Below are 23,426 nucleotides of genomic sequence, written 5' to 3'. Positions count from 1 at the left end.
GCACTGCGCCATCCTGTCGCCCGGTTCCTTTCAGGAACCGTGGTACAGCCTCTCGCCGTACCGGGGGCCGTAGTACTCCTCCAACTCCCGCAACGCCTCCGGGCGTTGCTCCAGGAGCTTGGCGATCCGGGCACGGGACGGCGCGGCCTGCAGCTGCCAGTCCTTCGCCTTCCACAGGCCGCCGCGCAACAGGGCCTTGGGGCAGTGGTAGAAGACCTGCTCGATCTCGACCAGCAGGGCCAGCTCGGGACGGTGTCCCTTGACCACCATCCGGTCGAAGAAGGGTGCGTCCCGCAGGATCCGGGCCCGGCCGTTGATCCGAAGGGTGTCCGGGCGACCGGGGATCAGGTAGAGCAAGCCGACCTGCGGGTTGCAGAGGACGTTGTGGAACCCGTCGGCACGCCGGTTGCCGGGCCGCTCGGGAATGGCGATCGTGGTGTCGTCCAGCACCAGGGTGAAGCCGGCCGGGTCGCCCTTCGGCGAGGCGTCGCAACTCCCGTCGGCCGCCGAGGTGGAGAGCACGCAGAACGGCGACGCGGCCAGCCAGGCCTTGTCGTACTCGTGCAGGCCGGGCCGCACCTTGTCGGCTGCCGCCGGCGTGATCTCCCCCAGCAGTTCCCTCAGTTCGTCCGCCGACGTCACTTCGACCAGATCCGTCCGCATGACGGCCCCCTGCCCCTCGATAGCCGATCGAGAGGCCGAGGGTATCCGATCAAGCGACAGGGGCCATGCGATCAGCAGCTACTTGACGGCGAGGATGGTCGTGCGCTTGACCTCCGGAGCCGCCGCCAGCAGCGTGGGAGCGATCTCCCGAAGGGCGTCGGCGATGCGCCCGTTGAGGTGGGCATCGCGGCCCTCCTCGTCGTCGAACGTGTCGAAGACACCGAAGACGGTGGGGCCCTCCTGGAAGGCGTACCAGCTGACCGTGCCCTCCTCGGCGCGGGCCAGGTCCACCGCGTCCCGCAGCAACTGGCCGACCGCCTCGGCGCCTTCGGGCTTCGCCTCGATCCGGACCAGCAAACCGAGCTTCGACATGGGGTGCTCCATTCTCCGTCGTCACCGTCGTCGGCCGGGCACCTCGCCCGGCCGCTGGACAGAAAGCTACGGTCTCCTCGATCATCCATCGCAGTGGCGCGAACGACACATCCGATACCGTTTCCGACATGCGGATCAGTGTTCTGGTACTTGACGGCGTGTTCGACTCCGGCCTGACGGCGGTGCTGGACATCCTGCACTGCGCCAATGGGCTGCGCGACAGGCTGCCGCAGCCGCCGCCGCGCTGGGAGGTCGAAACGGTCGGCTTCACTCCGACGGTGCGCACCGGCGCCGGACTCACCGTCGCCGTCGCCCCGGTCGAGCGGGTCGCCGACTGCGACCTGCTGCTGGTGCCCGCCGTAGCGCGGTTCGACCCGGACCAGCTGATCGAGCTGGTGGCAGGCCCCGGCCTCGCCCCGGCCCGGGAGCTGCTGCGCCGCGCCCGGGAGCGCCGCACCCCGATCGCCACCGCCTGCGCCGGCAGCTTCCTGCTCGCCGAGGCCGGAGTGCTCGACGGGTTGCACGCCACCACCACCTGGTGGCTGGCGCCGCACTTCGGCCGCCGCTACCCGCGCGTCCACCTCGACCGGGAGGCCATGGTGACCCATTCGGACGGGGTGACCACGGCGGGCGCCGCCTTCGGTCATGTCGATCTGGCGCTGACCCTGGTGCGGCGGGCCAGCCCGGCGCTGAGCGACCTGGTGGCCCGTCACCTGGTGATAGACGAGCGGCCCTCGCAGACAGCGCACACCCTGCCCAGCACCCTGGCCCAGAGCGACCCCACGGTGGCCGCCTTCGAGCGCTGGGCCCGCCAGCGGCTGGACGAGCCGCTGGACGTCAAGGCCGCCGCCCGGGCGCTGGGCATCAGCGAACGCACACTGCAGCGCACCACCCGTGCGGTGCTGGGCAGTTCGCCGGTGCGGTTCGTCCAGGAGCTGCGGATCGAGCAGGCGGTGCACTTGCTGCGCACCACCGACCAGCCGATCGAGGTGATAGCCCGGCGGGTCGGCTACGAGAACGCCGGGTCGCTGCGGCTGCTGCTGCGCGAGCGGACGGGCGTCACGGCGGGCGGGCACCGCCGGGGCGGCCACTGAGGGACCGGCCCGCACCGCCGGGGCGGCCGCTGAGGGACCGGCCCGCACCGCTCGGGCGGTGGGGGGCGGTCACCGGCCCACCGTCGGAGCGGTCGGCCGCGGCGGGCCCGAGGAGAGGCGTCGGCGGAACCGGCCGCCAACGGGAGCCGGACGTCAACGGTTCTCCAACTTTCAGCCATCCGCTTGTTAGGCAAGGCTTACCTCCTCTAGAGTCCTCTCGTCAGGCCCCGAACCAGAGAGAGCCCACCGTGTCCACAACCGCGCGTGCCACCGCCGCGATCGCCATCCTGTCCGCCTCCTGTCTGGCCCTGACGGCATGCGGGTCGGGCGGCGGCGCCGGCTCGGACGCCTCGCCGGCCGCGGCCGCCGCGCCGGCCAGCGGCCAGGCGCTGGTGGGCCAGTCGATCACGGTGTACAGCGGTCAGCACGAGCAGACCACCAAGGCGCTGGCGGACGACTTCTCCAAGCGCACCGGCGTGAAGGTGAACCTGCGCTCGGGCGACGAGGCGGAGCTGGCCAACCAGATCCTGCAGGAGGGCTCCGCCTCTCCGGCCGACGTGTTCTACGCGGAGAACCCGCCGGCCCTGACGATCCTTGAGGAGAAGGGGCTGCTGACCAAGGTGGCGGACGACACCCTCAAGTCCGTGCCGGCCGCGGACAGCTCGCCCAAGGGCGACTGGGTGGGGGTCTCCGCCCGCACCGCCGCATTCGTCGCCACCACCGGCACCCCGGCGGACACCGCCCCGCCGACCTCCGTGCTCGACCTGGCCAAGCCGGAGTGGAAGGGCCGCCTCGGCATCGCGCCGAGCGAGACCGACTTCGCCCCGATCGTCACCCGGGTGCTGAAGTCCCAGGGCGAGGACGCCGCCAAGAAGTGGCTGCAGGGGCTGAAGGCCAACGCCAAGAGCTACGACAGCAACGAGGATCTGTCCGCCGCGGTCAACAGCGGGGAGGTGCAGGGCGGCGTGATCGACCACTACTACTGGTACCGGCTGCGCGACGAGAAGGGCCAGGCGGCCACCAAGAGCGCGCTGCACTACTTCGCCAAGGGTGACGCCGGCGCGCTGGTGGACGTCTCCGGTGCCGGCGTGCTCGCCAGCAGCAAGCACCAGCCGGCCGCCCAGGCGTTCCTCGCCTATCTGGCCAGCGCTCCCGCTCAGACCTTGATCGCCGACTCGCAGAGCTACGAGTACCCGCTGGTGGCAGGCGTCAAGAGCAAGGAGAACCTGCCGCCGCTCGACTCGATCGGCACCATGGCCAACGTCGCCGACCTCGGTGACGGAAAAGAGGCGCTCCAGCTCCTCCAGGACGCCGGTCTGCTCTGAGCTGACGGCGAGCCGGCGCGCCTTCGGTGACGACCCGTCACCGAAGGCGGGCCTTTGCTATGCCCCCACATGCAGTATGTCAAGATGCTGAGCCGACAAAGAACAGCCATATTTGAGGCAAACGCTTGTCCGATATCCCTGGGATCCGGAAAGGTTGAGTGAGCACCACACGACCCCAATCAATCCACCCTTTCGGAGACCAGATGTCCAGGGACATCACGATGCGTGAAAGCCACCGACTACGCATACGGCGGACCAGACGCACCATCCACGCCATGACCGCCGTGGCGCTGCTGATCTCGGCCGCGGTCGGCACCGAGGCGATGGCCGCCTCGCCCGGCGACACGCAGCCGCCGTCCACCGCGGTGCAGGAAAAGGGCATGAAGCCGGGGCTGGCCTTCCATGACCCGGCCGACGCCGACACCGGCGCCAAGCAGAATGTGACGATCACACTGGGCGCCGGCCAGACCGCGTTCCAGGTGGGCGGCAAGAAGGTCTCCGGCGACTCCTACTCGGGCACCTTCACCGCCCCCACCATCCGGGCGCAGCCCGGGTCGACCGTCACCATCAAGCTGGTCAACCACCTGCCGGTCGCCACCAACCTGCACTTCCACGGCCTGCACGTGTCGCCCACGGGCCAGTCGGACGACCCGTTCCTGTGCGTGGCCCCGGGGGCCACCACCACCTACAAGCTGGCCATTCCAGCCGACCACCCGCAGGGCACCTTCTGGTACCACAGCCACGCCATGGGCACCAGCTGCACCTCGCCCGGCTCGTACGACATGTCGGGGATGACGGACCCGATGCCGGGTGACGTCGAGGACCAGATCTTCGCCGGTCTGTCCGGCGCGCTGATCGTCGGGGACGACCGCACCCTGCTGCCCCGCGACCTGCGCAACATCACCACGCACACCCTGGTGCTGAAGGACGCTCAGATCGACGCGACCGGGCACATCCCGCAGAACACCGGCGGCAACTCGATCGACTCCAACGCCCCCACCGTGCGCCTGGTCAACAGTCAGCTGCGACCGGTGCTCACCATGAAGCCGAACGAGACCCAGCTGTGGCGGCTGGTCAACGCCGGGGCCGACATCTTCTACCAGCTCCAGCTCGACGGCTACAGCTTCACCGTGATCGGCGAGGACGGGACCCCGGTCGCCCAGACCACCACGCCGAGCATCCTGCTGCTGCCCCCCGGCAAGCGGTACGACGTGCTGGTCACCGCCAACTGCACACCCGGTACCACCACCCTGCGCACCACCGCCTACAGCAACGGCCCGCAGGGCGACCAGTACCCGGACACGGCGCTCGCCACCCTCAAGGTCGCCGGCAGTCCGGCCAAGCGCCTCCCCACCGTCACCGGCCCGATGCCGACCGCCCCGGCCGACCTGGCGACCGAGCCGATCGCCCAGCAGCGCAACCTGCAGCTCTCCGAGAACTCCGACGGCACCGTGTTCTACATCAACGGCAAGCAGTTCAGCGCGGGTTCCTCGATCTTCGACACCCCGGCCAAGCTGGGCACCGTGGAGCAGTGGACCATCACCAACACCGCCGGTGAGGACCACCCGTTCCACCTTCACACCACCGCCTTCCAGGTCGTCTCGGTCAACGGCGACCCCAAGCGCTACACCCACCGCCAGGACACCGTCGTGGTCCCGCACGAAACCAACGGGGTCCCCGGTCGAGTGGTGATCCGGATCGCCTTCGCCGACTATCCCGGCCCGTGGATGTTCCACTGCCACATCGCCGCCCACGAGGACAACGGCATGATGAGCTTCATCAACGTCGTCCCGTAGGCGCTGCTACACCCCGTCCCACCTGCGGAAGCGCGGGTGGGACATGCCACGGAACCTACGGTTCCACCCAGACCGTGGGCCTGGCCGACCACAGCGGGAGGCGGTCGGCGAGGTGTACCTGAACGCCTGGGCGCTGACCGGGCTGGCGCTCTGCTACGCGCTGATGACCGCCGTCGTCTTCCTCTTCGTGGCCGGCATCGACGTCGGCTGCCAGGCAGCGGTCGCGGTGTGGGCACTGGCCGGCCTCGCCTGGCTCCCCGGCGCCTCCAGTGCCGTCCAACTCCCATTCGTCCTACACGGCCACACCACCGATGCTGTGGTCGTCTCCGTTGAACACACCGTGATCGACCGTGACCAGCGCTGGTACGCCACCGTGCGCCAGCCCGACGGCACTCCTGTCCCGGGCCCGCGCCTGCTGGACCGCGACAACCGGCTGCACCCGGGTGATGCCGTCCGCGTCGTCTTCGACGGCGCCGAGCGCCTGGCCGGGGGCCACGCCGGCGCGGCGCGCGGGCGCTGCTCGCCGTGGCAGCCGCCGTCTCGCCGACCGGAGGGGTGAGCGGTGCGGCTCCCGCTGTGTCAGACCTCGCGCAGGGCAAGGGCGGTGGCCTGGGCGAAGGCCTCCGGGTTGTCCAGCATGATGTTGTGCCCGCAGTCCGGGATCGACACCACCTCGACTCCCGCCCTGGTGAGTTCCTGCGCGCCGGGAAGCGGCTGGTCGGCCTCGGGCCGCAGGTAGGTGCGCGGGATCGGCAGGGCCATCAGCATGTCGCGCATGGCCGGCTGGGTGCCGAGGGCCCGGTGCACCGCGCTGCGGTACAGCGCCTCGCGCCCGGCCAGGCGCATGGTGGACCACCAGTGCGGTCCGACGCTCTCGCGGACCTGGCGCCACCCACCGGCGAGGAACTCCTCCTCGGTGTAGGCGGCGATGCCGCTCGGCCCGGGGCGGCCGTGCCCCACGGGCGCCGGGTCGAGGGTGGCGTCGACCAAGACGAGCCGTCCGACCAGGTGCGGGTGGCGGGCGGCCAGCACGATGGCCACTGCGCCGCCCATGCTGTGCCCGATGACGTCCGCCGCCTGGACGTCGGCCGCCTCCAGGGCCGTCGCCACGGCGTCGGCGTGGTCCTCCAGGGTGTAGGCGAAGTCGGTGGGGCGGTCGCTGATACCGAAGCCCAGCAGGTCGACCAGCAGCGAGCGGTGGCCTGCCAGGGCAGGGTGCGCGGCGGAAGCCGCGAAGTACGGCGCGGCGGAGGCACCGAGCCCGTGCAGGTAGACCCGGGTGGCGAGCCGGGGGTCTCCGGGCATCTCCACCCAGCGCATTCGCGCCCCTCCGGGGGTCACCTTGGCGTCGCGCATGACTCCTCCTCGATCACTCGAATCGCTCGGTCGGGTGCCCGGTCGCCGATCGCCCGGCCGTCCGAAAGCATCGCCGAGACTATACATCGGCACCGATGTATAGAGATGGTGAGGCATGATGGCGTGGTGTTGGAACTGGCGATCCTGGGTTTCCTGTACGAGCAGCCGCTGCACGGCTACGAGCTGAAGCGGCGCGTCGCGCATCTCACCGGCCACGTCCGGCCGATCGCTGACGGCACGCTCTATCCGGCCGTCAAGCGACTGGAGAAAGCCGGACTGCTGAGCCGGCAGACCGAGCCGGGCACTCGGGCGGCACCCCGCCACGTCCTCACCCTGACCGGCAAGGGCCGGGAGGAGCTGCGCCGCCGCCTGCGTGAGGCCGACGGTGTCGAGATCAGTGACGAGAACCACTGGTTCACCGTCCTGGCCTTCCTGCGCCACCTTGCGGACCCTGACCGGCAAGCCGCAGTCCTCCGCCGCCGCCTGGCCTTCCTCCAGGAGCCGAGCAGTTTCTTCTACGAGGGCGAACGCCCGCTTGCCGCCGGGGAGTTCGACGACCCCTTCCGCCAGGGCTTGCTGACCATCGCCCGCGCCACCAGCCGCACCGAGCTGCACTGGTTGGACACCACCCTGAAAGCACTCACCTCCGCGGCTGACACGAACTGACGCGCCAGGCCGACGGCGCGTCCTGCGGCCAGTCGGACCTCGCCAGCGCGCATGTCGGCGCGAACGGGGCCGAGAGGGCCGGCCGCTCCGCGGTACGGCCGTCGCCGGGCGTGGCAGGTGTTCGTTACCGCCCAGCTCGACCACCACCGGGGCGAGGTCACCGCCCGCCGGATCATGTCCACCCTTTCCAGCGCCCTGGGCTGATGCGTAAGGACCTGGCGTAACGCGGGACTTCGCGGCGTTCGTCACCCGGGGCCGAGGACCTGCTACCGATGCGACCCCACCCGGACTCCCGGCCCACCAGCCCTCCTGACCCGGGCCAATAGCAGAATCAGGCAAAGCGGCTCAGAACGTCCTCTCAATACCGGGTGGAACGCCACTGCGGACCTTGCCACCACCGGCAACCGGCACGGATTACGCCTGGTCGAGCTGGTCGCGCATCCGTCGGCAAGGGCGTAGCCGCAGCCCGCGGTGAGGGCATCCAGTCCGATCTTGTCAGGCGCCGGTGCTGCTCGACGCCCCGCGCCAGGCTGAGGCAGAGGTCGCCTGCGCGCCGGAGGCAGCATCGTGCGAGGGGCCCGCGCCCGGGGTCGGGACAGCGGGCGTGACGGCTCGCTGACGCCGCCTCAAAGCGTGGCAGCCGTGGAGGGCGGCGGCGAGGGCGGCCGTGAGGATCATGGCGATGCCACAGCCGCCCAGCAGGACCGGAGCGGCCACGCGGTTCAGGAGCAGCCCGCCCAGTGTGGCGCCCAGTGGCGAGGCGGTGATGAGCACCGCGCTACGGGCGGCAAGCACGGTGGTGAGCGATCCGCTCGGCGCCCTGTCCTGGAGCAGCGAGAGCGACAGCGCGGAGTACGGTCCGTAGACGACCCCGGCAAGGGCGAAGCCGATCAGTGACGGCACGGCGGTGTGGGCGGCCGTGAAGGGCAGCAGGGCGATGCCGTGGCCGGCGACGATGGCGAACATGGTCGGCCACAGTGGCAGTCGCCTGGCTGCTCCGGCGCCCAGCGCGCCGACGACGGCTCCGGCGCCGAACGCGGCCCAGTAGGCGCCGAGCAGGCCCGCGCCGGCGCTCAGCGAGCGCACGACGAACAACGGCAGCGCGACCTCGACCGGCCCGTAGGCGAGGTTGAACAGCCACGTCAGCACCAGCAGTCCGAGCAGTTCCGGGTGCCGCCGGAGCACTCCCAGCCCCTGGCGCGCGCTACCGGCACCGGGCGACCCGGCCGGTGCCGCCGGCAGAACGATCCGACTGGCCTGTATGGCGAGCACGACGAAGGTGACCGCGTCCAGGCCGATGATCCACGCCGGCGACGCCGTGCCCGCCAGCAGACCTGCCAGCACCGGGCCGAGCACTGTCGCAACCGACAGGCTGGTGCTCAGCACGGTGTTCGCGGCCAGCCGCACACCGTCGTCCAGCAGCGGCGCGAACAGGGCGTACTTGCCGGCCTTTCCCCACGCGTGGAGGAGCGAGGAGGCGCCCAGCAGTACGACGTAGCCGGCCGGACCGAGCGTGCCGGTCAGGCGCGCGACCGGGATCGCGCCCAGCAGCAGGGCCCGCAGGACGGCGTCGGCCACCAGCAGCCGCTGCGCCGACAACCGCCGCAGCCAGCGACCCAGCACCAGGGCGCCGAGCGCGCCCGGCAGCGTGTACGCGGCGACGCTGACCGCGACCAGCGTGCCCTGCCCACCGTGCGGGGCCAGCGAGAGCGCCAGCCAGGCAACGGCCACGGTGCTCATGCCGTCCCCCAGGTCCGACAGCGCGAAGACGGGCAGCAGGCGGCGGAACGGGCGGACGGCGAACAGCGGGCGGTAGGCCCCGGGCAGCAGGCGCCCCACAGATGAGAACATGCACGTCACACTCGTGCTTCAAGCGCACGTGAAGTCAACCCGGCCCAAGGAGCATTGGCGTGCGGTATCTGGGGATCGGCGAACTGGCCCGGACGGTGCGGGTGCGGGCGTCCGCGCTGCGCTACTGGGAGGAGCGCGGTCTGCTGCCGGGCGCCCGTCGCGAGGCGGGCCGGCGGGTCTGGCCGGCCAGCACGGTCCGGCGGGTCGCGCTGATCCGGATGGCACAGCGGGCCGGCTTCACCCTCGCGGAAATCGCCCGCCTGCTGAACGCCGACACCTCACCCGGCGCTTCCCGCCAGTGGCGCGAGCTGGCCGCCCGCAAACTCCCCGAACTTGACGAACACATCACCCAGACGCAGGCGCTGCGCCAGGCGGTGGCGGACTGCATGGCGTGCGGCTGCATGAACTTCGACCAGTGCGTGCTCCTGACGAACGACCCCGGCGAGGCGCTCCATGCCTAGGTGCCCTGTCCCGTGAGGTCCGTTCATGTCCAAGGTCGACGTTAGCGTTCCGGTGTTGGGGCGGATGGTCCCCGTTTCGGGAGGTTCGAGCCGCCGCGGATATCTTGGCAGTTCTCGGTGCGGCCGGCGGTGACCCTGTCTCAGCGGGCCCGCAGCTGGTCGTGCAGGGCTCGGGCCACGTGCGACATCACCGCCTCCGCCGTGGGCTGGACGGCTGCGGGCACGGTGGACTCCGTCAGGGCCGCGATGGCGTACCGCGAGCCATCGTCGTGTTCGACCACCCCGATCTCGTGGCGCAGGTTGAGCAGTGTGCCGGTCTTGGACAACCACAGGGAGGCGTCGGAGCTGAAGTCAGGCGCGAGTCGGTGCCGGATGACGTTCGAGCCCATGAGTGAGCGGACCTGGGCGGCGACGGCGGCCGGGACACGGGTGGGCGCCCACAGGGCCTGGAGGAGGTCGACGCAGGCGCGGGCCGTGCCGGAGTTGGCGCGGCTGACGTCCAGTTGGCGGACCGGGTGGCCGTGCCCCGCGGTGCGGGAGCCGATGGCCAGGGCCTGCGCGAGGTGCACCTCGCGCGGCTCGAACCGCTCCGCAGGGGTCTGGGTGAGGTCGCGCATCAGGTGCCGAACCGTGATGCCGGTGATACCGAGGTCCGCCAGGGTGCGGTTGACCTCGGAGGGCGGGACGAGGCCGAACAGGGTGTCCGCCGCGGCGTTGTCGCTGTACGCGGTGCTGAGGTACAGCAGGTCCTCCACGGCGATCCGGGCCGGATGGCGGAACCTGCTCAGTCCCGTCGGTCCGGGCGAGGTGAGGCGCCCGGGCACCACGTCGATCATGGTGGCTGCGTCGATCCGCCCGTCATGGATGCGCTCCAGCACGGCCACCGCGAGGGGCACCTTGACCAGCGATGCGATGGGTAGCTCGACGTCCGGGGCGATGCCGAGTTCGTCCCCGGTGGCCAAGTCCCGGACCAGGAAGGAGCCGGACAGCCCCGCTTCCTGGAGGGTGGCCCGCAGCTCACGGATGGCCCACTGAACATTCATCCCCGTTCCTCACCTCCGTCTCTCCTCCGGCCGGTACGTCGGCCCTTGCGTTGGCTGGGACGCCAAGGCAGCGGGCGATCGGTTCCCGGAGTCTTTGGCTCACGTGTCGTGCGTCGTCACCCGTGCCGGCACGCAGTTGGTACCCGCGAGCGACGGGCGTTCCCGCGAACGCACGCCAGTGCAGCCCCAGTTCGTGCGCCTGCGCGGCCGAGCAGAGGAGTAGGGCGCCGGTACGGAGGGTCTCGGACAGTGCCGCGGTGAGCGAGGCCGCGACCGTGATCTGTGCGGGCAGCAGGGCCGCGCGATGGCCGAGCTGCTTCAGGTGGTCCCGGATGTGCGGCAGGTCGTCCTCCGGCTGGATCCAGATCCGCTGGAAGGTGCGCTGCGGCCTTCGGGGCCGCAGCGTCTCGAGGCGCAGTGGCCGCGTGTCGGCGCCGGCCGCGGTGGCCACGCCCAGTGGGACGGCCCAGGTGGCTTCATGGGGCGGAACGGCGAGGAGCGCCAGGCGTACGTCGTGGGCGTTGAGCAGCTCCACCCGGGTGGCGGGGTCCGCCGCCCGGAAGGCGAGGACCATGCCCAACTCCCGTGCCGTGCAATCGAGTACCGCCAACTGCCGGGCTGGGCAGATGTCGGGAACGGCGAATGCCAGCGGCCTGAGTCTGGCCTGCTCGGCGTCACACTCCAGCGCGTCCGCGAGCTCCACCAGCCGCTTGGCGGACGCGAGCAGGTCCCGTCCGAAGGGAGTCAACGCGGCGCGGCGGCCGGACCGGTCGAACAGCAGGTTGCCCAGGTGCTTCTCCAGAGCGGCAATCCGCCGGCTCGCGACGGGCTGCGGCACTCCTGCCGCCGCGGCACCCAGGGTGAAGCTCCCCCGCTCGGCCACCTGCACGAACACCCGGCACGCCCCCACCAAGTCCATGACCCGATGCTATGTCAAAAGAGCATGAGACCTGCCACTTCTGTCTTTGATCGCATGAGAGGACGAGGGGAGGCTGTCAGCCATGGACCTCACCAAGCTCCGTACCGCCCTGCTCGCCGCCCCGCCGCTCGCGGCCCTGCTGACCGGCTGCGCAACGAACGGCACCGGCGCACCGGCACGGTCCCACGCAGCCGCCACCGCCACCGTTTCAACCACCGACTCCTTCAAACAGCTTGAGCAACGCTTCGGCGCCCGGCTGGGGGTCTACACGCTGGACACCGGCACCGGCCGGGAGGTGACCTACCGCGCGGACGAACGGTTCGCCTTCGCCTCCACCTCCAAGGCGCTCACCGCCGGCGCCCTGCTACGCCACGCGTCCGACGCCGAACTGGACAAGGTGGTGACGTACCGGCAGCAGGACGTCCTGGCGTGGGCGCCGATCACCGCCACCCACGTGGCCGACGGTATGAAAGTGCGCGACCTGCTGGCCGCCTCCCTGGACCACAGCGACAACACCGCCGCCAACCTCCTCACGGCCGAGGCCGGCGGCCCCGCGGCGGTGCAGCAGACGGTGCGCGACCTCGGCGACACGACCACCAACGTCAACCGCACCGAGCCCACCCTCAACACGGCGATCCCAGGTGATGTCCGCGACACCAGCACACCTCGCGCCCTCGCCGCCGACTTGCGCCAGTACGTGCTCGGCGACACCCTGCCCGCCGCCCGCCGGCAGCAGCTCACCGACTTGCTCCTGGCCAACACCACCGGCGGCCCGTACATCCGCGCCGGTGTCCCGGCCGGGTGGAAGGTCGGCGACAAGACCGGCAACGCCGACTACGGCACCCGCAACGACATCGCCGTCGCCTGGCCGGACGGCGGTCGCAGCCCCCTCGTCATCGTCGTCCTGTCCGACCGCGGCAAGCAGAACGCCACCTCGGACGACGACCTGATCGCCCAGGCGACCAAGGCCGCCGTCAACGCCCTCGACTGACCTCGCACCGGCCTTCGACAGCATGCCCACGCCCACGACCGCAGTCCTGATCAGCTGCTCCCCCATCGTCCAGGAGGATCCCCGTGACGCGTCCACCGCACCCCGACACCGTCGCCGCCCAGCTCCCCCGGCGCCGCTTCGGTCAACTCACCGCCCTGGCCCTCGCCGCCGGCACCGCCCCGCTCGTGCTCTCCTCCCGGGCCGCCGCTGCCGAAGGCGCCGGCCAGGCCTACTACGACCGCGCTCGCGGGCTGGCCGGGACCGACCCGGTCCTCTGCGCCTTGGCCAAGGCGCTGACGCCCGGCGTCGTCTTCAAGTACCCGCCCGCCCCGGCGCCCATCAGGCTCTTCGACAACCTCGCCATGCTGAGCGCCGGTTGGGTCTCCGCCATGGCGGTGCTGACCGACGACGGGATCATCCTGATCGACTCGCTCACCTCGCCGGCGGACGCCGACAACTTCATCGTCCCCGGACTGCGCGAGCTGGGAGCCGACCCGGCGACGATCAAGTACATCGTCGTCACCCACGGCCACTACGACCACCTCGGCGGCGCCCAGCTGCTCGCCGACCGCTACGGGGCACGGGTCATGATGTCGCCCGCCGACTGGGACCTCGTCGCCCGCACCCGCCCGGCCAACGCCCCCGTCCGCGACCTGGAGATCACGGACGGCCAGCGCCTCACCCTCGGCGGCACGACAATCAGCCTGCACTACACGCCGGGCCACACCCCCGGCACAGTCTCACCGATCTTCCCGGTGCGAACCGGTGGCCGCCACCACACCGCCATGCTGTGGGGCGGCATGAACCCGCCCGCCACGCTCCCGGAACTGCGCACGTACCTGGCCTCCGTCCAGTCCTTCCGGGCCCGCACCGCGCGGGCGGGCGTGGACGTGGAACTGTCGAACCACCCCAACGACCACGGTCTGCAACGCGTCGAGCAGCTCCGCGACCAGCCGGGTGGGCCGAATCCCTTCGTGCTCGGCCACCACCGGGTAGACCGCTTCCTGGCCGTCATGGACACCATGCTGCGCGGCCGGATCGCCGATGCCGAAACCACCACTGTCACCAGCACACCGCGGGCGCAGGCCATGGGGGCGCACGCGTGCTGCTGAGCACCGACGCCCCTCCTGCGGCGATCCGGCACTGCCCGGGTCCGCGCGGCGGCGAGTGCTCGTCCTCGAGGCAGGCAGCCGCGACTTGCCGCAGGTCGGCGGCGTGATCCACGAGCGACGTGCCGCGCGCCCGCGTCCTCGAACCCGTCCGAGCCTGGCCGCCGACATCGCGTGCGGGGCGCTGCTCGTCCTCGCCGTCGCCGGCCTCTGGTTCTACGGGACCATCGGCATCGGCCGGCATCCGGACGGCCAGTACGACCAGACCCAGGTCGATCGCGCCGAGATGGCCGTCACCCTCGACATGCTCATCGCCACCCTCGTGCTCGCCGTCCCGGCCGCCTGGCTGCGCTCCCGCGTGACGACCGCGCTACAGCTGCTGTGCGCGCTCGCCCTGGCAGCCGTCATGGCCGCCCACTACCACGAGATCCACCGTTTCGACCCGCCACCACGGCCGGCGCCCGACTACCGGGCCTGCTACAGCGGCTCCGACAACTGCCCCTGACCATCGCCGTCGTCGCGTCCCCGGCCATCGAAATGGCCTCCTCCACCACCGCTCAAGGACATTGCCCGTGTCACCGTTCAAGAAACCGCCTCAGAACCGCCCCGCCATCAACCCGTTGTCGCGCCGCCAACTGCTCGGCGCCTCCGCAACCGGCGCTGCGACCATCGCCGGCGCCGGCGCCCTGCTCGCTGCCTCCCCCGCCCCGGCCGCCCCGCGCGCGGCGGACAGGAGCCGGCGTCGACTCGGCCCACCGGGCTCCTCGGGGGTGCGCCTGCGCTGGTTGGGCAACAACGGCTGGGAGATCCGCTTCGGCGATCCGGACAAGCCCACCACCCTCCTGATCGATCCCTGGATCACCCGCTTCCACACCGGCACCTACACCCCGCGAGGCGCGGACCCCGCCACCCCGATCACCGTGGACACCGACCTGATCGACAGCCTCCAGTTGCGCGCCGACCAGATCCTGGTGACCCACGGCCACTACGACCACCTGCCCGACATCCCGCACATCGCCGCCAGTACCGGCGCGACCGTGCTGGGCACCGAAACCCACGCCAACCTGCTGACCGCGCTCGGCGCACCCCAGGACCAACTGTCGGTCGTGCACGGCGGCGAGCTCCTGCAGTTCGACGGCTACACCATCCAGGTCATCCCCTCGCTGCACTCGATGACCGGTCCGCGCAAGAAGGTCCCCTTTCCCGGCACCCGACCGGGCACTCCCCCACCCCGCCCGCGGGTGATCTCCGAGCTGGTGGAGGGCGGCACCCTGGCCTACCTGGTCACCATCGGCGACCGGCTCAGCATCCTCGACCACGGCGCCGCCAACTACGACGCCCGCCAACTCACCGGCCTCGCCCCGGACGTGCTGCTGCTCCAGCCCGGCGGCGCCTCGGTGCCGGACTACGTCCCCCACCTGATGGACGTCCTGGACCACCCGCCGTACGTCATCCCCACCCACTGGGACGACTTCGACTACCCCCTGACCGACCCGGCACGCGACTGGGGCGGCCTGACCGCACTCGAACAGGCAGTACGCGCGGCAAGCCCGACCACCCGATTCATCCGCCTCGACCACCTGGAGTCCTTCACCCCCTGAGGGCACCGAGTCGCGCCGGTCGGCAGCCACTCATCGAGCGCAGGCCAACAGTGGGCACTCCCGCGCTCGTCCGCTGGTGTCGAAGCCACAGGGGAATGGCCGCCGGTGCCGACGTCGGCAACCTCACAGCGAATAGGCCGTCGGGTTCGCTCCGCGGAACCAGCCGGCTCAACAAGATCGTCAGCAGAACCGAGATCACTGACGGGGTGCCCGATCGGCAGCCCCGACGATGCCAAGGGGGAGGACCGAGTGACGGCGAACGCCACTGGTCGGGCGGAGCAGGACATGTCGAGGCAAGCGGTCGAGGTGACGACCGAGCCGCGCCGCGGGGAGCCGGCAGAGCCGCTGCCACACACCGGTCGGCCGGTGACCGGGCTGAACGCCGAGTCGTCCGGCGCCCCACAGGCGGCACCCGGCTCACAGGGGCTCCCGGCTGACGGCGAGGGCGCGACCAGGAGCGAATCCGAAGGAACGGACGTCCCCGAGACCGTGCCGGCCGTACCGACTCACGGGACTGCTCTCGGGGCTGCTCACAGGGCAGCGGAGCACCGGCCGGAGGGCGATGGGTCCGACCTCGAGCGGTCCGCCGATGCCGTCGCGTCGGCAACCGAAGCGGAGCCCGCCACGCCCGCCACGCCCGCCACGCGAGCAGCCCAGTCGGCGGGCACGGCCGGGGACGAGGCCCGGCCCGATGCCATCGACTCAGGCCCGTGCGACGGCAGCGCCGACGCGCAGGCCGGGCCCGACGCAACCGCGGCGACCGAGCCGACCGGGCTCCTTGCCGCAGAGGAGGACCGTGGCGAGGCACCGGACAAGCAGGCCGAGCCCGTGCCCGTGGCGCCTGGTGGGAACGCCCCGGACGGCCCACGCGCTGACGCGGGAACCACGGCGGAGGTCGCGGGGAGCGAGGAAGCGCCGGGCGCCTGCGCCGAGGCAGCCAAGGCCGCCGAAGCTGTCGCCGGCCTCGCCGAGCCCTCACCAGGCAGGGCGGTCGCCGGTTCCCCCGCGGGTTGGCCGCTGCTCCGCAGCCGGCACGGACCGCGCGCCGTCGCGGCCTGCGCCGGGCGGGGATCGCCACCGGGCTGGTCATGCTGCTGGCGGTCGCCTTCTGCGTGGTGCAGCTGCTGCGTCCGCTGCCCGGACCGGCCCTGGTGATGACGGGTGCGCCGTCGTACACGATCGCCGGCGCACCGCTGGTGCCCGCATGGCCCGCGGAGGGCGAGGCGGCCGTGGAGGTCGAGGGCATCGGCAGCCTGGGGACGTACGGCGATCAGAAACCGATCCCGACCGCCAGCATGGCCAAGGTGATGACCGCCTACGTCCTCCTCCAGGACCACCCGCTCAAGGACGGCGAGGACGGCCCCGCCATCATGGTGGACGCGCAGACGGCGAACGAAGCGCAGGGAGCCGCCGTCTCGGACGAGTCGACGGCCGTGGTCGCCCAGGGCCAGCGCTTCACCGAGCGCCAGATGCTTCAGCTGATGCTGATCCCGTCAGGCAACAACATCGCGCGTCTGCTGGGTCGTTGGGACGCCGGAACGGAGGCGGCGTTCCTGCAGCGGATGAACGGGGCCGCCCGGCAGCTCGGCATGAACGACACCACCTACACCGACCCCAGCGGCCTGGACGCCGGTACCCGAAGCACCGCTGTCGACCAGCTCGCGCTGGCCCGGGCGGCCATGCAGGACCCGACGTTCAGCGCGGTCGTCGCGATGCCGGGGGTGACCATCGCCGGGGTCGGTCGGATCGACAACAACAACACCGCCCTGGCCAACCCGGGCGTCGTCGGGATCAAGACCGGCTCGACCTCGGCGGCGGGCGGCAACCTGCTGTGGGCCGCACACCAGGAGGTCAACGGCAGGAACCAGCTGGTCCTGGGCGTCGTGATGGGCCAACAGAGCACGACCACTCTCGACGAAAGCCTCCGCAAGGCCCTGACCGTCAGCCAGAAGCTCATCACGCAGGTGCAGAAGGCTCTGACCTCGGTGACCGTCGTCAAGAAGGGCGATGTCGTCGGCTACCTCGACGACGGCTTCGGGAGCAGGACCCCGGTGGTCGCGGCGGCCGACCTGACGGTGACAGGCTGGCCCGGCATGGGCACGCAGTTGACCCTTGCCCGGCATCCCCAGGACATGTCGCACAGCGCGAAGGGAGGCACCGCGGTGGGCGTCCTCACGCTCCGGTCCGGGCTGGTGCAGGCGGAGGTCCCGGTAGCCCTACAGCACGACCTGACCGCACCTGACTACGGCAAGAGGCTGTCACGCCTTGGCTCATGAGTTCCAATGAGCCGATCGCCGCTCGAACCCTGCATCTCCGCTGTGCGCGTTGATGCGGGTGGAGCACGGCAGGTCGATCCGCTCGCCTGCCGGCTGCGCGACAGCTTCGGCAAGCCGACCATGGCGTCGACGGCAAGGCGTTCCAGTGGGCGGACTGGCCTTGCCGGACCAGCGAGTGGTCACCAGGACGCCGCGCGCTGCGTCGTGTCGATGACCGTGCTGGTTCTTAGAACTCGCCCGCCGCCCGCCCGCCACGGAAACGTCAACCGGCTGTTGTCAAGCAACTGGTCGGGCCCCACCCGGCGACGGTCGTCAGGCCCGCTACAAGCTGGACAAGTTCACAGCGGCCGGCATGCACCCGATCCCTCCCGCCAGAGCGGGAGCCCTCCATAGCGGTGTACTGGCGGCTCGGCCCGCAAGCGCGCATCACCGCCCTGGCCGGTCTCACCGCACTGACTGGATCGTTCCGGATCCGGGCACAATGGTGTCTTCAGCCCGGAGCCCCACGCCCGCCAAGATCGAGGCATGAACAGAGCACTCCTCGTCATCGACGTCCAGGAATCCTTCCGCCGGCTCGAGAAGTGGGCGGTCGTCTCCAACCCCGCCATCGTCGGCCAGGTGAACAAGCTGGTCACCCATGCCCGCGCCGAGGGGGACCTCGTCGTCTGGTTCCTGCACGCCGATGCGGGCTCCGGGAACGTCTTCGACCCCGCCCTCGGCCATGTGCGGCTGATCGACGGGCTGGCCGCCGCCGAGGGCGAGCCCGTCATCACCAAGACCTCGCACAACGCGTTCACCACCACCAACCTGCAGCAGTTGCTCACCGAGCGCGGCATCCGCGAACTGGCCGTCAGCGGTATCCGCACCGAGCAGTGCTGCGAGACCACCACCCGGGTCGCCTCCGACCTGGGCTACGACGTCACCTTCGTCACCGACGCCACCGCGACCCACCCGATCGAACACCGGGACGCCCCGGCCGGGCGCAGCCTGGCGGAGATCCTCGCCGACCCGCTCACCCTCTCCACCGATGAGATCATCACCCGCACCGAGTACGCGCTCTCGGGCCGCTTCGCCAGGATCGCCACCGTGAAGGAGCTGACCGGATCGTGACCCAGGTCGTCTTCCTGCTCGTCCCGCAGCTGCATCTGCTGGACCTCGCCGGGCCCGCCCAGGTGTTCTCGACCGCGGCCGACCTCGGCCTCGGATACGAGATCGGCTACGTGGCCGAGCAGGAAGACGTCCCGACGGCACAGCGGCTCCCGCTGCGGGCCGCCACCGAGTGGCCACGGCTGTCGGCCGGGGACCTCATCGTCGTCCCGGGCTGGCGCGCGCCGGCGCTGCGGGCCGACGGCGAGCTGTCCCCGGCGACACTGGAGCAACTGGCCGCCCACCACGCGGCCGGCGGGACGGTCGCCAGCATCTGCACCGGCGCGGCCGCGCTCGGGCGTGCCGGGCTGCTGAACGGCCGCCGCTGCACCACGCACCACGACGCACAGGACGAACTCGCCCGCCACTACCCGAAAGCCACCGTGGTGCGCGACGTGCTGTACGTGGTGGACGACCGGGTGGTCACCTCGGCCGGCATCGCCAGCGGCATCGACCTGGCCCTGCACCTCATCGCCGTCCGGCACGGGCCCGCAGCCGCCTCACGGATCGCCCGTGGGATGGTCGTCTACACCCGGCGCAACGGCAACGAGCAGCAGACCAGCGCGATGCTCCGCCACCGCTCCCACCTCGTCGATGCCGTCCACCAGGTGCAGGACCAGATCGACGCCCGCTTCACCACCCGGCTGAGCCTCGCCGACCTCGCCTCCTCGGCCGGCATCAGTGAACGCACCCTCACCCGCCACTTCACCAAGGCCACCGGACTCACCCCGCTGCGCTACCAGCAGGAGCTGCGGCTCGAACGCGCCGAACACCTCATCTCCCACGGCGCCACCACCGAGACCGCGGCCCGGGCCGTGGGCTTCCAGGACGCCCGCATGCTCCGCCGCCTCCGCGCGCGGGCGTGAGAACCCGCGGGGCCGTGACAGGTCGCGCTCCAGCCGGCCGCGATGCACCTCCCGGCTCACCGGCCGGGCGGCTGTGGTCGGCAGGACAGGCAGACGTCCCCACCTCCCAAGGCAACCACCATTACCCCCGTGACGAACCAAAGGGCGGGGCTCCTGCCGGGGCTGCGCCGCCGATCCGTCCGGTGGGCCGGAATCCGACCCGGGTACGCTGGACGACCACCGCTCGAGGAGGAGAGCCGAGCGGTGGTTCGGCAGCTGTTGGCGGATCAGTTCCGTGGTGCGGACCGCCTCGGGAAACAGGAGGCAAGCCCATGCCCGTACCGGCGTCCGGAACAGTGCCGCGGCCGGTCGTCTTCGTCCACACCAACGACGATCAGCTGCTGGCGGCGAAGGTCGCCGCTCATTCGCTCAAGCTCCGGTCCGCGCAGGCCGACACCTTCGACGTACGGGTGTTGCGGGTGGAGGAGACACCGCGGCTGCCGGCCCGGCTCCACGGGCGGCGGATCCGGTACGCGGGCGAGCTCATCCGGTGGAACGGCCTGACCGTCAGTCCGCTGCGGATGCTGGTGCCGCAGCTCATGGGGTACCGGGGAAGGGCGCTGGTGCTCGATCCGGACATCGTCGCCGTCGGCGATGTGGCGGCCCTGCTCCAGGAGGACATGGCGGGGGCGGCGGTCCGGTGCCGCGAACGCGACGACTGGCACCGTGGCGTGCCGACGCGGGTGTGGTCCACCTCGGTCATGCTGCTCGACTGTGAGCGGTTGCGGCACTGGCGCTGGGACGCGGCGATCGAGGAGGTCCGGGCCGGGCGGTTGGACCTGCTGGACTGGCTGCGGCTGGCGGACCAGGCGCCGGGGAGCATCGGCCCGCTGCCCGAGGAGTGGAACCACCTGGACACCCTGACCGATCGCACGCGACTGCTGCACTACACCGACGTGCGCACCCAACCGTGGCGTACCGGGCTGCCGTTGGACTACCAGCTGCACGCGGTCGGGGGTTCGGTACCTGCGCCGCAGGTGCACCACCGGCATCCTGACGCGCACCAGGAACTGCTCTTCTTCGAGCTGCTGGGCAGCGCGTTGGAGTGTGGCGACATCGGCGAGGAGTTCGTGGCTTCGCAGGTGCGCGCCGGCCGGGTGCGCCCCGACGTGTTCGAGATGGTGCGGGCGGCGGCTGGGTGAGGCCGCCCGGTCAGCCGGTCGCGGGGGTGCGGGCGGCCTCCTGCCGTTGCACCCTGTTCCAGCGGACCGGGGTGCCGGTGAGGGCGGCCACGATCGACCGGACCAGGACCGCGAACGTCAGGTTTCCGTAGAAGGCGTGCAGGCCGGGTTGGAGCAGCACCAGTGCGGGCGGCTCGTCGGACAGCCGCAGCGCCAGGTGCGTGGAGGCCATCAGCACGGCCAGGCGGGCGCCCCAGAGGCCGACGGTCACCGCGTCGCCGTGCAGCAGCGCGAGGACGAGGGCGAGATCGGCGAGCGGGCCGGCCAGCGGCAGCAGGATGTGGAACACCAGCAGGTACGGCAGGCCGATGCGGTTCAGGCGGTTGCCGCGGGTGCGCGGTGAGCGCAGGTGCAGCCAGATCGCCTGGAGGGTGCCGTAGGACCACCGGTATCGCTGCCGGGCCAGGTCGCGGTGGGTGAAGGGGACTTCGGTCCAGGCGTGGGCGGTCGGCTGGTGGACGACGCGCCAGCCCTGCTGGTGGAGGGCCATGGTCAGATCGGTGTCCTCGGCGAGCGTCCGCTCCCCGACCCCGCCGGCGGCGAGCACCGCGGTCCGGCGGAAGGCCCCGATGACGCCGGGAACCGTGGGCATTCCTCCCAGGCGGTCGAACATGACGCGCTCGAGGTTGAAGTCCGCGTAGTCGAGACGCTGCCACTGGGTCACCGCACCGGCGCGGTTGCTGATCCTGATGTGGCCGGACACCGCTGCGACGCCCGGATCCACGAACGGTTCGACCAGTGTGCCGACAGCGGTGGGCGCCAGTACCGTGTCGGCGTCGACCATCACGACCAATTCGGTACGCGCGACGGCCAGCGCCGCATTGAGGGCCCTCGCCTTGCCCTGGTTGGCCTGGCGGATCAGCAGTACGTCGGGGAACCCCTCGACGATCTCCCGGGTCCGGTCGGTGGAGCCGTCGTCGACCACCACGATGTCCACGGGATGGATCGAGGCGGACGCCGCGCGGATGGCCGCGGCGATCCCGGCCTCCTCGTTGTAGGCGGGGATGATCAGCGTGACCGGCGCGGGCCGGTCCGGCCCGCTCACGACGCCCCGTACCCGGGGACGCCGCCATACCGCCCAGCACACCACCGCGAGCCGCAGCAGGCTCAACGCCAGCACGGCGGCGAGCACGTCCCGCGTCACACCACCCAACGCGGCCAGCGGCCCCTGCCAACCTGCCGTGGTCACCCAGACCACTACGACCGCCAACAGCACCGGGCCGAGAACGATCGTCGCACGGCGGACCCGGCGAGACCGCCGACCATCGAGGTCAGCGAAGACCGGCGGCGTCACGTCGGGCGATGGAGCGTCATGACGGATACCGGTGTTCACTGCCCCGGACATGCTTCGTCGCCCCCACGAAGTCGAAAACCAGCACCCTGCTGATGGATCCTCAGCGCCTCAGCGCCGCAGTGCCCGCCACCCCAGGCCGTTGCCCGCCTTGGCGGGGTTCCAGCGCCGACCCGAGCCGTCGCCGGTGACGTGGAAGACGGCGAAGCCTTCCCGGTGTTCCAGCGCGGCCAGCACCGCCCGCGAGAGGTCGCCGGCCGCCAGCGCCGGCAGCAGCGTGCCGTCCGCCGCGCGGTTCAGCACCGGTTCGGCGCCGGGCAGGGCCCAGGCCGGCCACGCCTCGTCCGTGGTCGGCCAGGCCAGGCGCAGCACGGTCACCGACATGCCCCACTGCGCGACCGCGGCCTCGCACACCTGCTCCGCGAGCCGCTTGGTCAGCCCGTAGAGATCGGTCGCGTCGGGCGGTACCGACTCGTCCAACCGGCGTTCCGCGCAGTCCTGGTAGACGGACAGGCTGCTGAGGTGCACGACATGGCGGACCCCGGCCTGATGCGCCGCCAGCAGCGTCAAGTGCACCGAGGTCACATTGACCTCGAACGCCTGGGCCGCGCGCGCGAAGCCGTCCTCATCGACGGCCCCCAGTGCGGCGTGCACCACCGCGTCGACCCCGCGCATGGCCCGGGCCAGCGCGACGGGATCGGTGGCCGTACCCAGCACGTGGTCACGGTCGTGATCGCCGGCCGACGGCCGCGGATCGAGCACACGGACATCGTGCTGAGCCGCGAGGACCGGTCTCACCAGGCCGGCGACGTATCCGGACCCACCGATCACCAGAACACGCATCCGGCAAAACTAGCAGTGGCGGCCAGGACCGACGACTGCGGGTCTGTCCGCCACTTCGTCGCGGGCTGACGCCGGCTCAGCCGTCTTGCGGACCGGCTCCAGGTACAGCGGGTCCGTACCGCCGCCAAGCGACGCGGGCACGGTAGCCGAGTTGGACAGCCGGCACGACCTGTTGGAAGTAGCCCGCGTCGTGGGGCGGTTGACGCTGGTCGAGCCGCATACCTCGGCGGCCCGCACCTTCGTACTCGGACTGCTATCCGGCGTCGAGCGGTTGACTTGGTGTTGACCGGTTCGGGGGTGAGGCCGGCGGGGTCGGCGTGGAAGGAGAGGAGCATGCGGTCGCGGCCGGTGCCGTCCGGGCTGAGCTCGGCGTGCCCGCAGGGTGACGGACCAAACCTGCTGGTCGGTAGTTCCCTCGTTGCGACACGGTGGTCAGGCCGCTGCCGGAAGCCGTACGTGGGGGCAGATCAGGACGGTCGCGGCGTAGACCGCAGGCCCCATGGCGCCGCACGGGACGGCCCGTTCCAGGACGCCGGC

22 protein-coding genes are annotated in these 23,426 nt (G+C 71.4%); 14 read left to right on the top strand and 8 right to left on the bottom strand.

Translation table 11 applies throughout. From position 1 onward, the window contains the following. Positions 1 to 30 precede the first annotated feature (30 nt). Positions 31 to 663 carry an MSMEG_1061 family FMN-dependent PPOX-type flavoprotein gene (locus tag LN042_RS03630; RefSeq protein ID WP_230048295.1) on the bottom strand — a complete coding sequence of 211 codons (633 nt, stop codon included), beginning with the start codon at positions 661 to 663 and terminating at the stop codon, positions 31 to 33. A 78-nt stretch (positions 664 to 741) separates the two neighbouring features. Then, positions 742 to 1,035 carry a putative quinol monooxygenase gene (locus tag LN042_RS03625; RefSeq protein ID WP_230048293.1) on the bottom strand — a complete coding sequence of 98 codons (294 nt, stop codon included), beginning with the start codon at positions 1,033 to 1,035 and terminating at the stop codon, positions 742 to 744. A 128-nt stretch (positions 1,036 to 1,163) separates the two neighbouring features. Here LN042_RS03625 and LN042_RS03620 point away from each other — a divergent pair, with 128 nt between their 5' ends. From LN042_RS03620 to LN042_RS03605, 4 genes are all read left to right on the top strand, one after another. Continuing rightward, complete coding sequence (locus LN042_RS03620) at positions 1,164 to 2,129, top strand: GlxA family transcriptional regulator (protein ID WP_230048291.1); 966 nt, start codon at positions 1,164 to 1,166, stop codon at positions 2,127 to 2,129. Positions 2,130 to 2,377: 248 nt separating this feature from the next. After that, positions 2,378 to 3,454: an iron ABC transporter substrate-binding protein gene (locus tag LN042_RS03615; RefSeq protein ID WP_230048290.1), complete on the top strand. Its 1,077-nt coding sequence runs from the start codon at positions 2,378 to 2,380 to the stop codon at positions 3,452 to 3,454. Between the two features lie 275 nt (positions 3,455 to 3,729). Further along, positions 3,730 to 5,250 (top strand): multicopper oxidase family protein, encoded by a 1,521-nt coding sequence (locus LN042_RS03610; RefSeq protein WP_230048289.1) that lies wholly within the window; start codon positions 3,730 to 3,732, stop codon positions 5,248 to 5,250. A 112-nt stretch (positions 5,251 to 5,362) separates the two neighbouring features. Next, positions 5,363 to 5,809: a hypothetical protein gene (locus tag LN042_RS03605; protein WP_230048288.1), complete on the top strand. Its 447-nt coding sequence runs from the start codon at positions 5,363 to 5,365 to the stop codon at positions 5,807 to 5,809. Positions 5,810 to 5,829: 20 nt separating this feature from the next. Here the strand turns inward: LN042_RS03605 and LN042_RS03600 are convergent, their stop codons facing one another. After that, complete coding sequence (locus tag LN042_RS03600) at positions 5,830 to 6,606, bottom strand: alpha/beta fold hydrolase (RefSeq protein WP_230048287.1); 777 nt, start codon at positions 6,604 to 6,606, stop codon at positions 5,830 to 5,832. A gap of 126 nt (positions 6,607 to 6,732) precedes the next feature. Between LN042_RS03600 and LN042_RS03595 the strand changes: the two genes are divergently transcribed. Then, positions 6,733 to 7,272, top strand: coding sequence for a PadR family transcriptional regulator (locus tag LN042_RS03595; protein ID WP_230048480.1), 540 nt, complete (start codon positions 6,733 to 6,735; stop codon positions 7,270 to 7,272). Positions 7,273 to 7,767: 495 nt separating this feature from the next. Here LN042_RS03595 and LN042_RS03590 read toward each other — a convergent pair whose 3' ends face one another. Beyond that, complete coding sequence (locus LN042_RS03590; protein ID WP_230048286.1) at positions 7,768 to 9,123, bottom strand: MFS transporter; 1,356 nt, start codon at positions 9,121 to 9,123, stop codon at positions 7,768 to 7,770. Positions 9,124 to 9,182: 59 nt separating this feature from the next. Between LN042_RS03590 and LN042_RS03585 the strand changes: the two genes are divergently transcribed. Further along, positions 9,183 to 9,584, top strand: coding sequence for a MerR family transcriptional regulator (locus LN042_RS03585; protein ID WP_230048285.1), 402 nt, complete (start codon positions 9,183 to 9,185; stop codon positions 9,582 to 9,584). Between the two features lie 140 nt (positions 9,585 to 9,724). On the opposite strand, the gene LN042_RS03580 is transcribed toward LN042_RS03585, so the two are convergent. Continuing rightward, positions 9,725 to 10,627, bottom strand: coding sequence for a serine hydrolase (locus LN042_RS03580; protein ID WP_230048284.1), 903 nt, complete (start codon positions 10,625 to 10,627; stop codon positions 9,725 to 9,727). Beyond that, on the bottom strand, positions 10,602 to 11,546 hold the full coding sequence (locus LN042_RS03575; RefSeq protein ID WP_230048283.1) for a LysR family transcriptional regulator: 945 nt from the start codon (positions 11,544 to 11,546) through the stop codon (positions 10,602 to 10,604). Before LN042_RS03575 ends, LN042_RS03580 begins: the two co-directional genes overlap by 26 nt. Positions 11,547 to 11,628: 82 nt before the next feature. On the opposite strand from LN042_RS03575, the gene bla reads away from it, so the two are divergent. The 8 genes from bla to LN042_RS03535 all read left to right on the top strand — a co-directional run bounded on the left by bla (position 11,629) and on the right by LN042_RS03535 (position 20,716). Continuing rightward, on the top strand, positions 11,629 to 12,537 hold the full coding sequence (gene bla, locus LN042_RS03570; RefSeq protein ID WP_230048282.1) for a class A beta-lactamase: 909 nt from the start codon (positions 11,629 to 11,631) through the stop codon (positions 12,535 to 12,537). Positions 12,538 to 12,620: 83 nt separating this feature from the next. Beyond that, complete coding sequence (locus LN042_RS03565) at positions 12,621 to 13,649, top strand: MBL fold metallo-hydrolase (protein ID WP_230048281.1); 1,029 nt, start codon at positions 12,621 to 12,623, stop codon at positions 13,647 to 13,649. Between the two features lie 103 nt (positions 13,650 to 13,752). Further along, the gene (locus LN042_RS03560; RefSeq protein ID WP_230048280.1) at positions 13,753 to 14,151 is read left to right on the top strand and encodes a DUF6234 family protein; all 399 of its coding nucleotides are present in this window, start codon (positions 13,753 to 13,755) and stop codon (positions 14,149 to 14,151) included. A 67-nt stretch (positions 14,152 to 14,218) separates the two neighbouring features. After that, positions 14,219 to 15,247, top strand: a complete 1,029-nt coding sequence (locus tag LN042_RS03555) for an MBL fold metallo-hydrolase (protein WP_230048279.1) — start codon at positions 14,219 to 14,221, stop codon at positions 15,245 to 15,247. Between the two features lie 1,010 nt (positions 15,248 to 16,257). After that, positions 16,258 to 17,523 carry a hypothetical protein gene (locus LN042_RS03550; protein WP_230048278.1) on the top strand — a complete coding sequence of 422 codons (1,266 nt, stop codon included), beginning with the start codon at positions 16,258 to 16,260 and terminating at the stop codon, positions 17,521 to 17,523. Positions 17,524 to 18,048: 525 nt separating this feature from the next. Next, positions 18,049 to 18,633: a cysteine hydrolase family protein gene (locus tag LN042_RS03545; RefSeq protein WP_230048277.1), complete on the top strand. Its 585-nt coding sequence runs from the start codon at positions 18,049 to 18,051 to the stop codon at positions 18,631 to 18,633. After that, entirely contained in the window at positions 18,630 to 19,535 is a 906-nt protein-coding gene (locus tag LN042_RS03540; protein ID WP_230048276.1) for a GlxA family transcriptional regulator, read from the top strand. The genes LN042_RS03545 and LN042_RS03540 overlap by 4 nt, the downstream gene beginning before the upstream one ends. 311 nt (positions 19,536 to 19,846) lie before the next feature. After that, entirely contained in the window at positions 19,847 to 20,716 is an 870-nt protein-coding gene (locus LN042_RS03535) for a glycosyltransferase family protein (protein WP_230048275.1), read from the top strand. A gap of 10 nt (positions 20,717 to 20,726) precedes the next feature. On the opposite strand, the gene LN042_RS03530 is transcribed toward LN042_RS03535, so the two are convergent. Together LN042_RS03530 and LN042_RS03525 are read right to left on the bottom strand one after the other, a co-directional pair. Next, positions 20,727 to 21,944, bottom strand: coding sequence for a glycosyltransferase family 2 protein (locus LN042_RS03530; protein ID WP_230048274.1), 1,218 nt, complete (start codon positions 21,942 to 21,944; stop codon positions 20,727 to 20,729). A gap of 213 nt (positions 21,945 to 22,157) precedes the next feature. After that, positions 22,158 to 22,889, bottom strand: a complete 732-nt coding sequence (locus LN042_RS03525; protein WP_230048273.1) for an NAD-dependent epimerase/dehydratase family protein — start codon at positions 22,887 to 22,889, stop codon at positions 22,158 to 22,160. Positions 22,890 to 23,426 lie beyond the last annotated feature (537 nt).

Source organism: Kitasatospora humi, assembly GCF_020907985.1.
GTDB classification, from domain to species: domain Bacteria; phylum Actinomycetota; class Actinomycetes; order Streptomycetales; family Streptomycetaceae; genus Kitasatospora; species Kitasatospora humi.
The sequence above is the reverse complement of the archived record's forward strand: the minus strand, read 5'-3'. Positions and strand labels throughout refer to the sequence as shown.

Bases quoted from the DNA above. Each gene is read 5' to 3' on its own strand.
- LN042_RS03625 (WP_230048293.1), bottom strand. From the start codon at position 1,035: ATGTCGAAGCTCGGTTTGCTGGTCCGGATCGAGGCGAAGCCCGAAGGC.
- bla (WP_230048282.1), top strand. From the start codon at position 11,629: ATGGACCTCACCAAGCTCCGTACCGCCCTGCTCGCCGCCCCGCCGCTC.
- LN042_RS03620 (WP_230048291.1), top strand. From the start codon at position 1,164: ATGCGGATCAGTGTTCTGGTACTTGACGGCGTGTTCGACTCCGGCCTG.
- LN042_RS03610 (WP_230048289.1), top strand. From the start codon at position 3,730: ATGACCGCCGTGGCGCTGCTGATCTCGGCCGCGGTCGGCACCGAGGCG.
- LN042_RS03590 (WP_230048286.1), bottom strand. From the start codon at position 9,123: ATGTTCTCATCTGTGGGGCGCCTGCTGCCCGGGGCCTACCGCCCGCTG.
- LN042_RS03545 (WP_230048277.1), top strand. From the start codon at position 18,049: ATGAACAGAGCACTCCTCGTCATCGACGTCCAGGAATCCTTCCGCCGG.
- LN042_RS03535 (WP_230048275.1), top strand. From the start codon at position 19,847: ATGCCCGTACCGGCGTCCGGAACAGTGCCGCGGCCGGTCGTCTTCGTC.
- LN042_RS03575 (WP_230048283.1), bottom strand. From the start codon at position 11,546: ATGGACTTGGTGGGGGCGTGCCGGGTGTTCGTGCAGGTGGCCGAGCGG.
- LN042_RS03600 (WP_230048287.1), bottom strand. From the start codon at position 6,606: ATGCGCGACGCCAAGGTGACCCCCGGAGGGGCGCGAATGCGCTGGGTG.
- LN042_RS03580 (WP_230048284.1), bottom strand. From the start codon at position 10,627: ATGAATGTTCAGTGGGCCATCCGTGAGCTGCGGGCCACCCTCCAGGAA.
- LN042_RS03630 (WP_230048295.1), bottom strand. From the start codon at position 663: ATGCGGACGGATCTGGTCGAAGTGACGTCGGCGGACGAACTGAGGGAA.
- LN042_RS03525 (WP_230048273.1), bottom strand. From the start codon at position 22,889: ATGCGTGTTCTGGTGATCGGTGGGTCCGGATACGTCGCCGGCCTGGTG.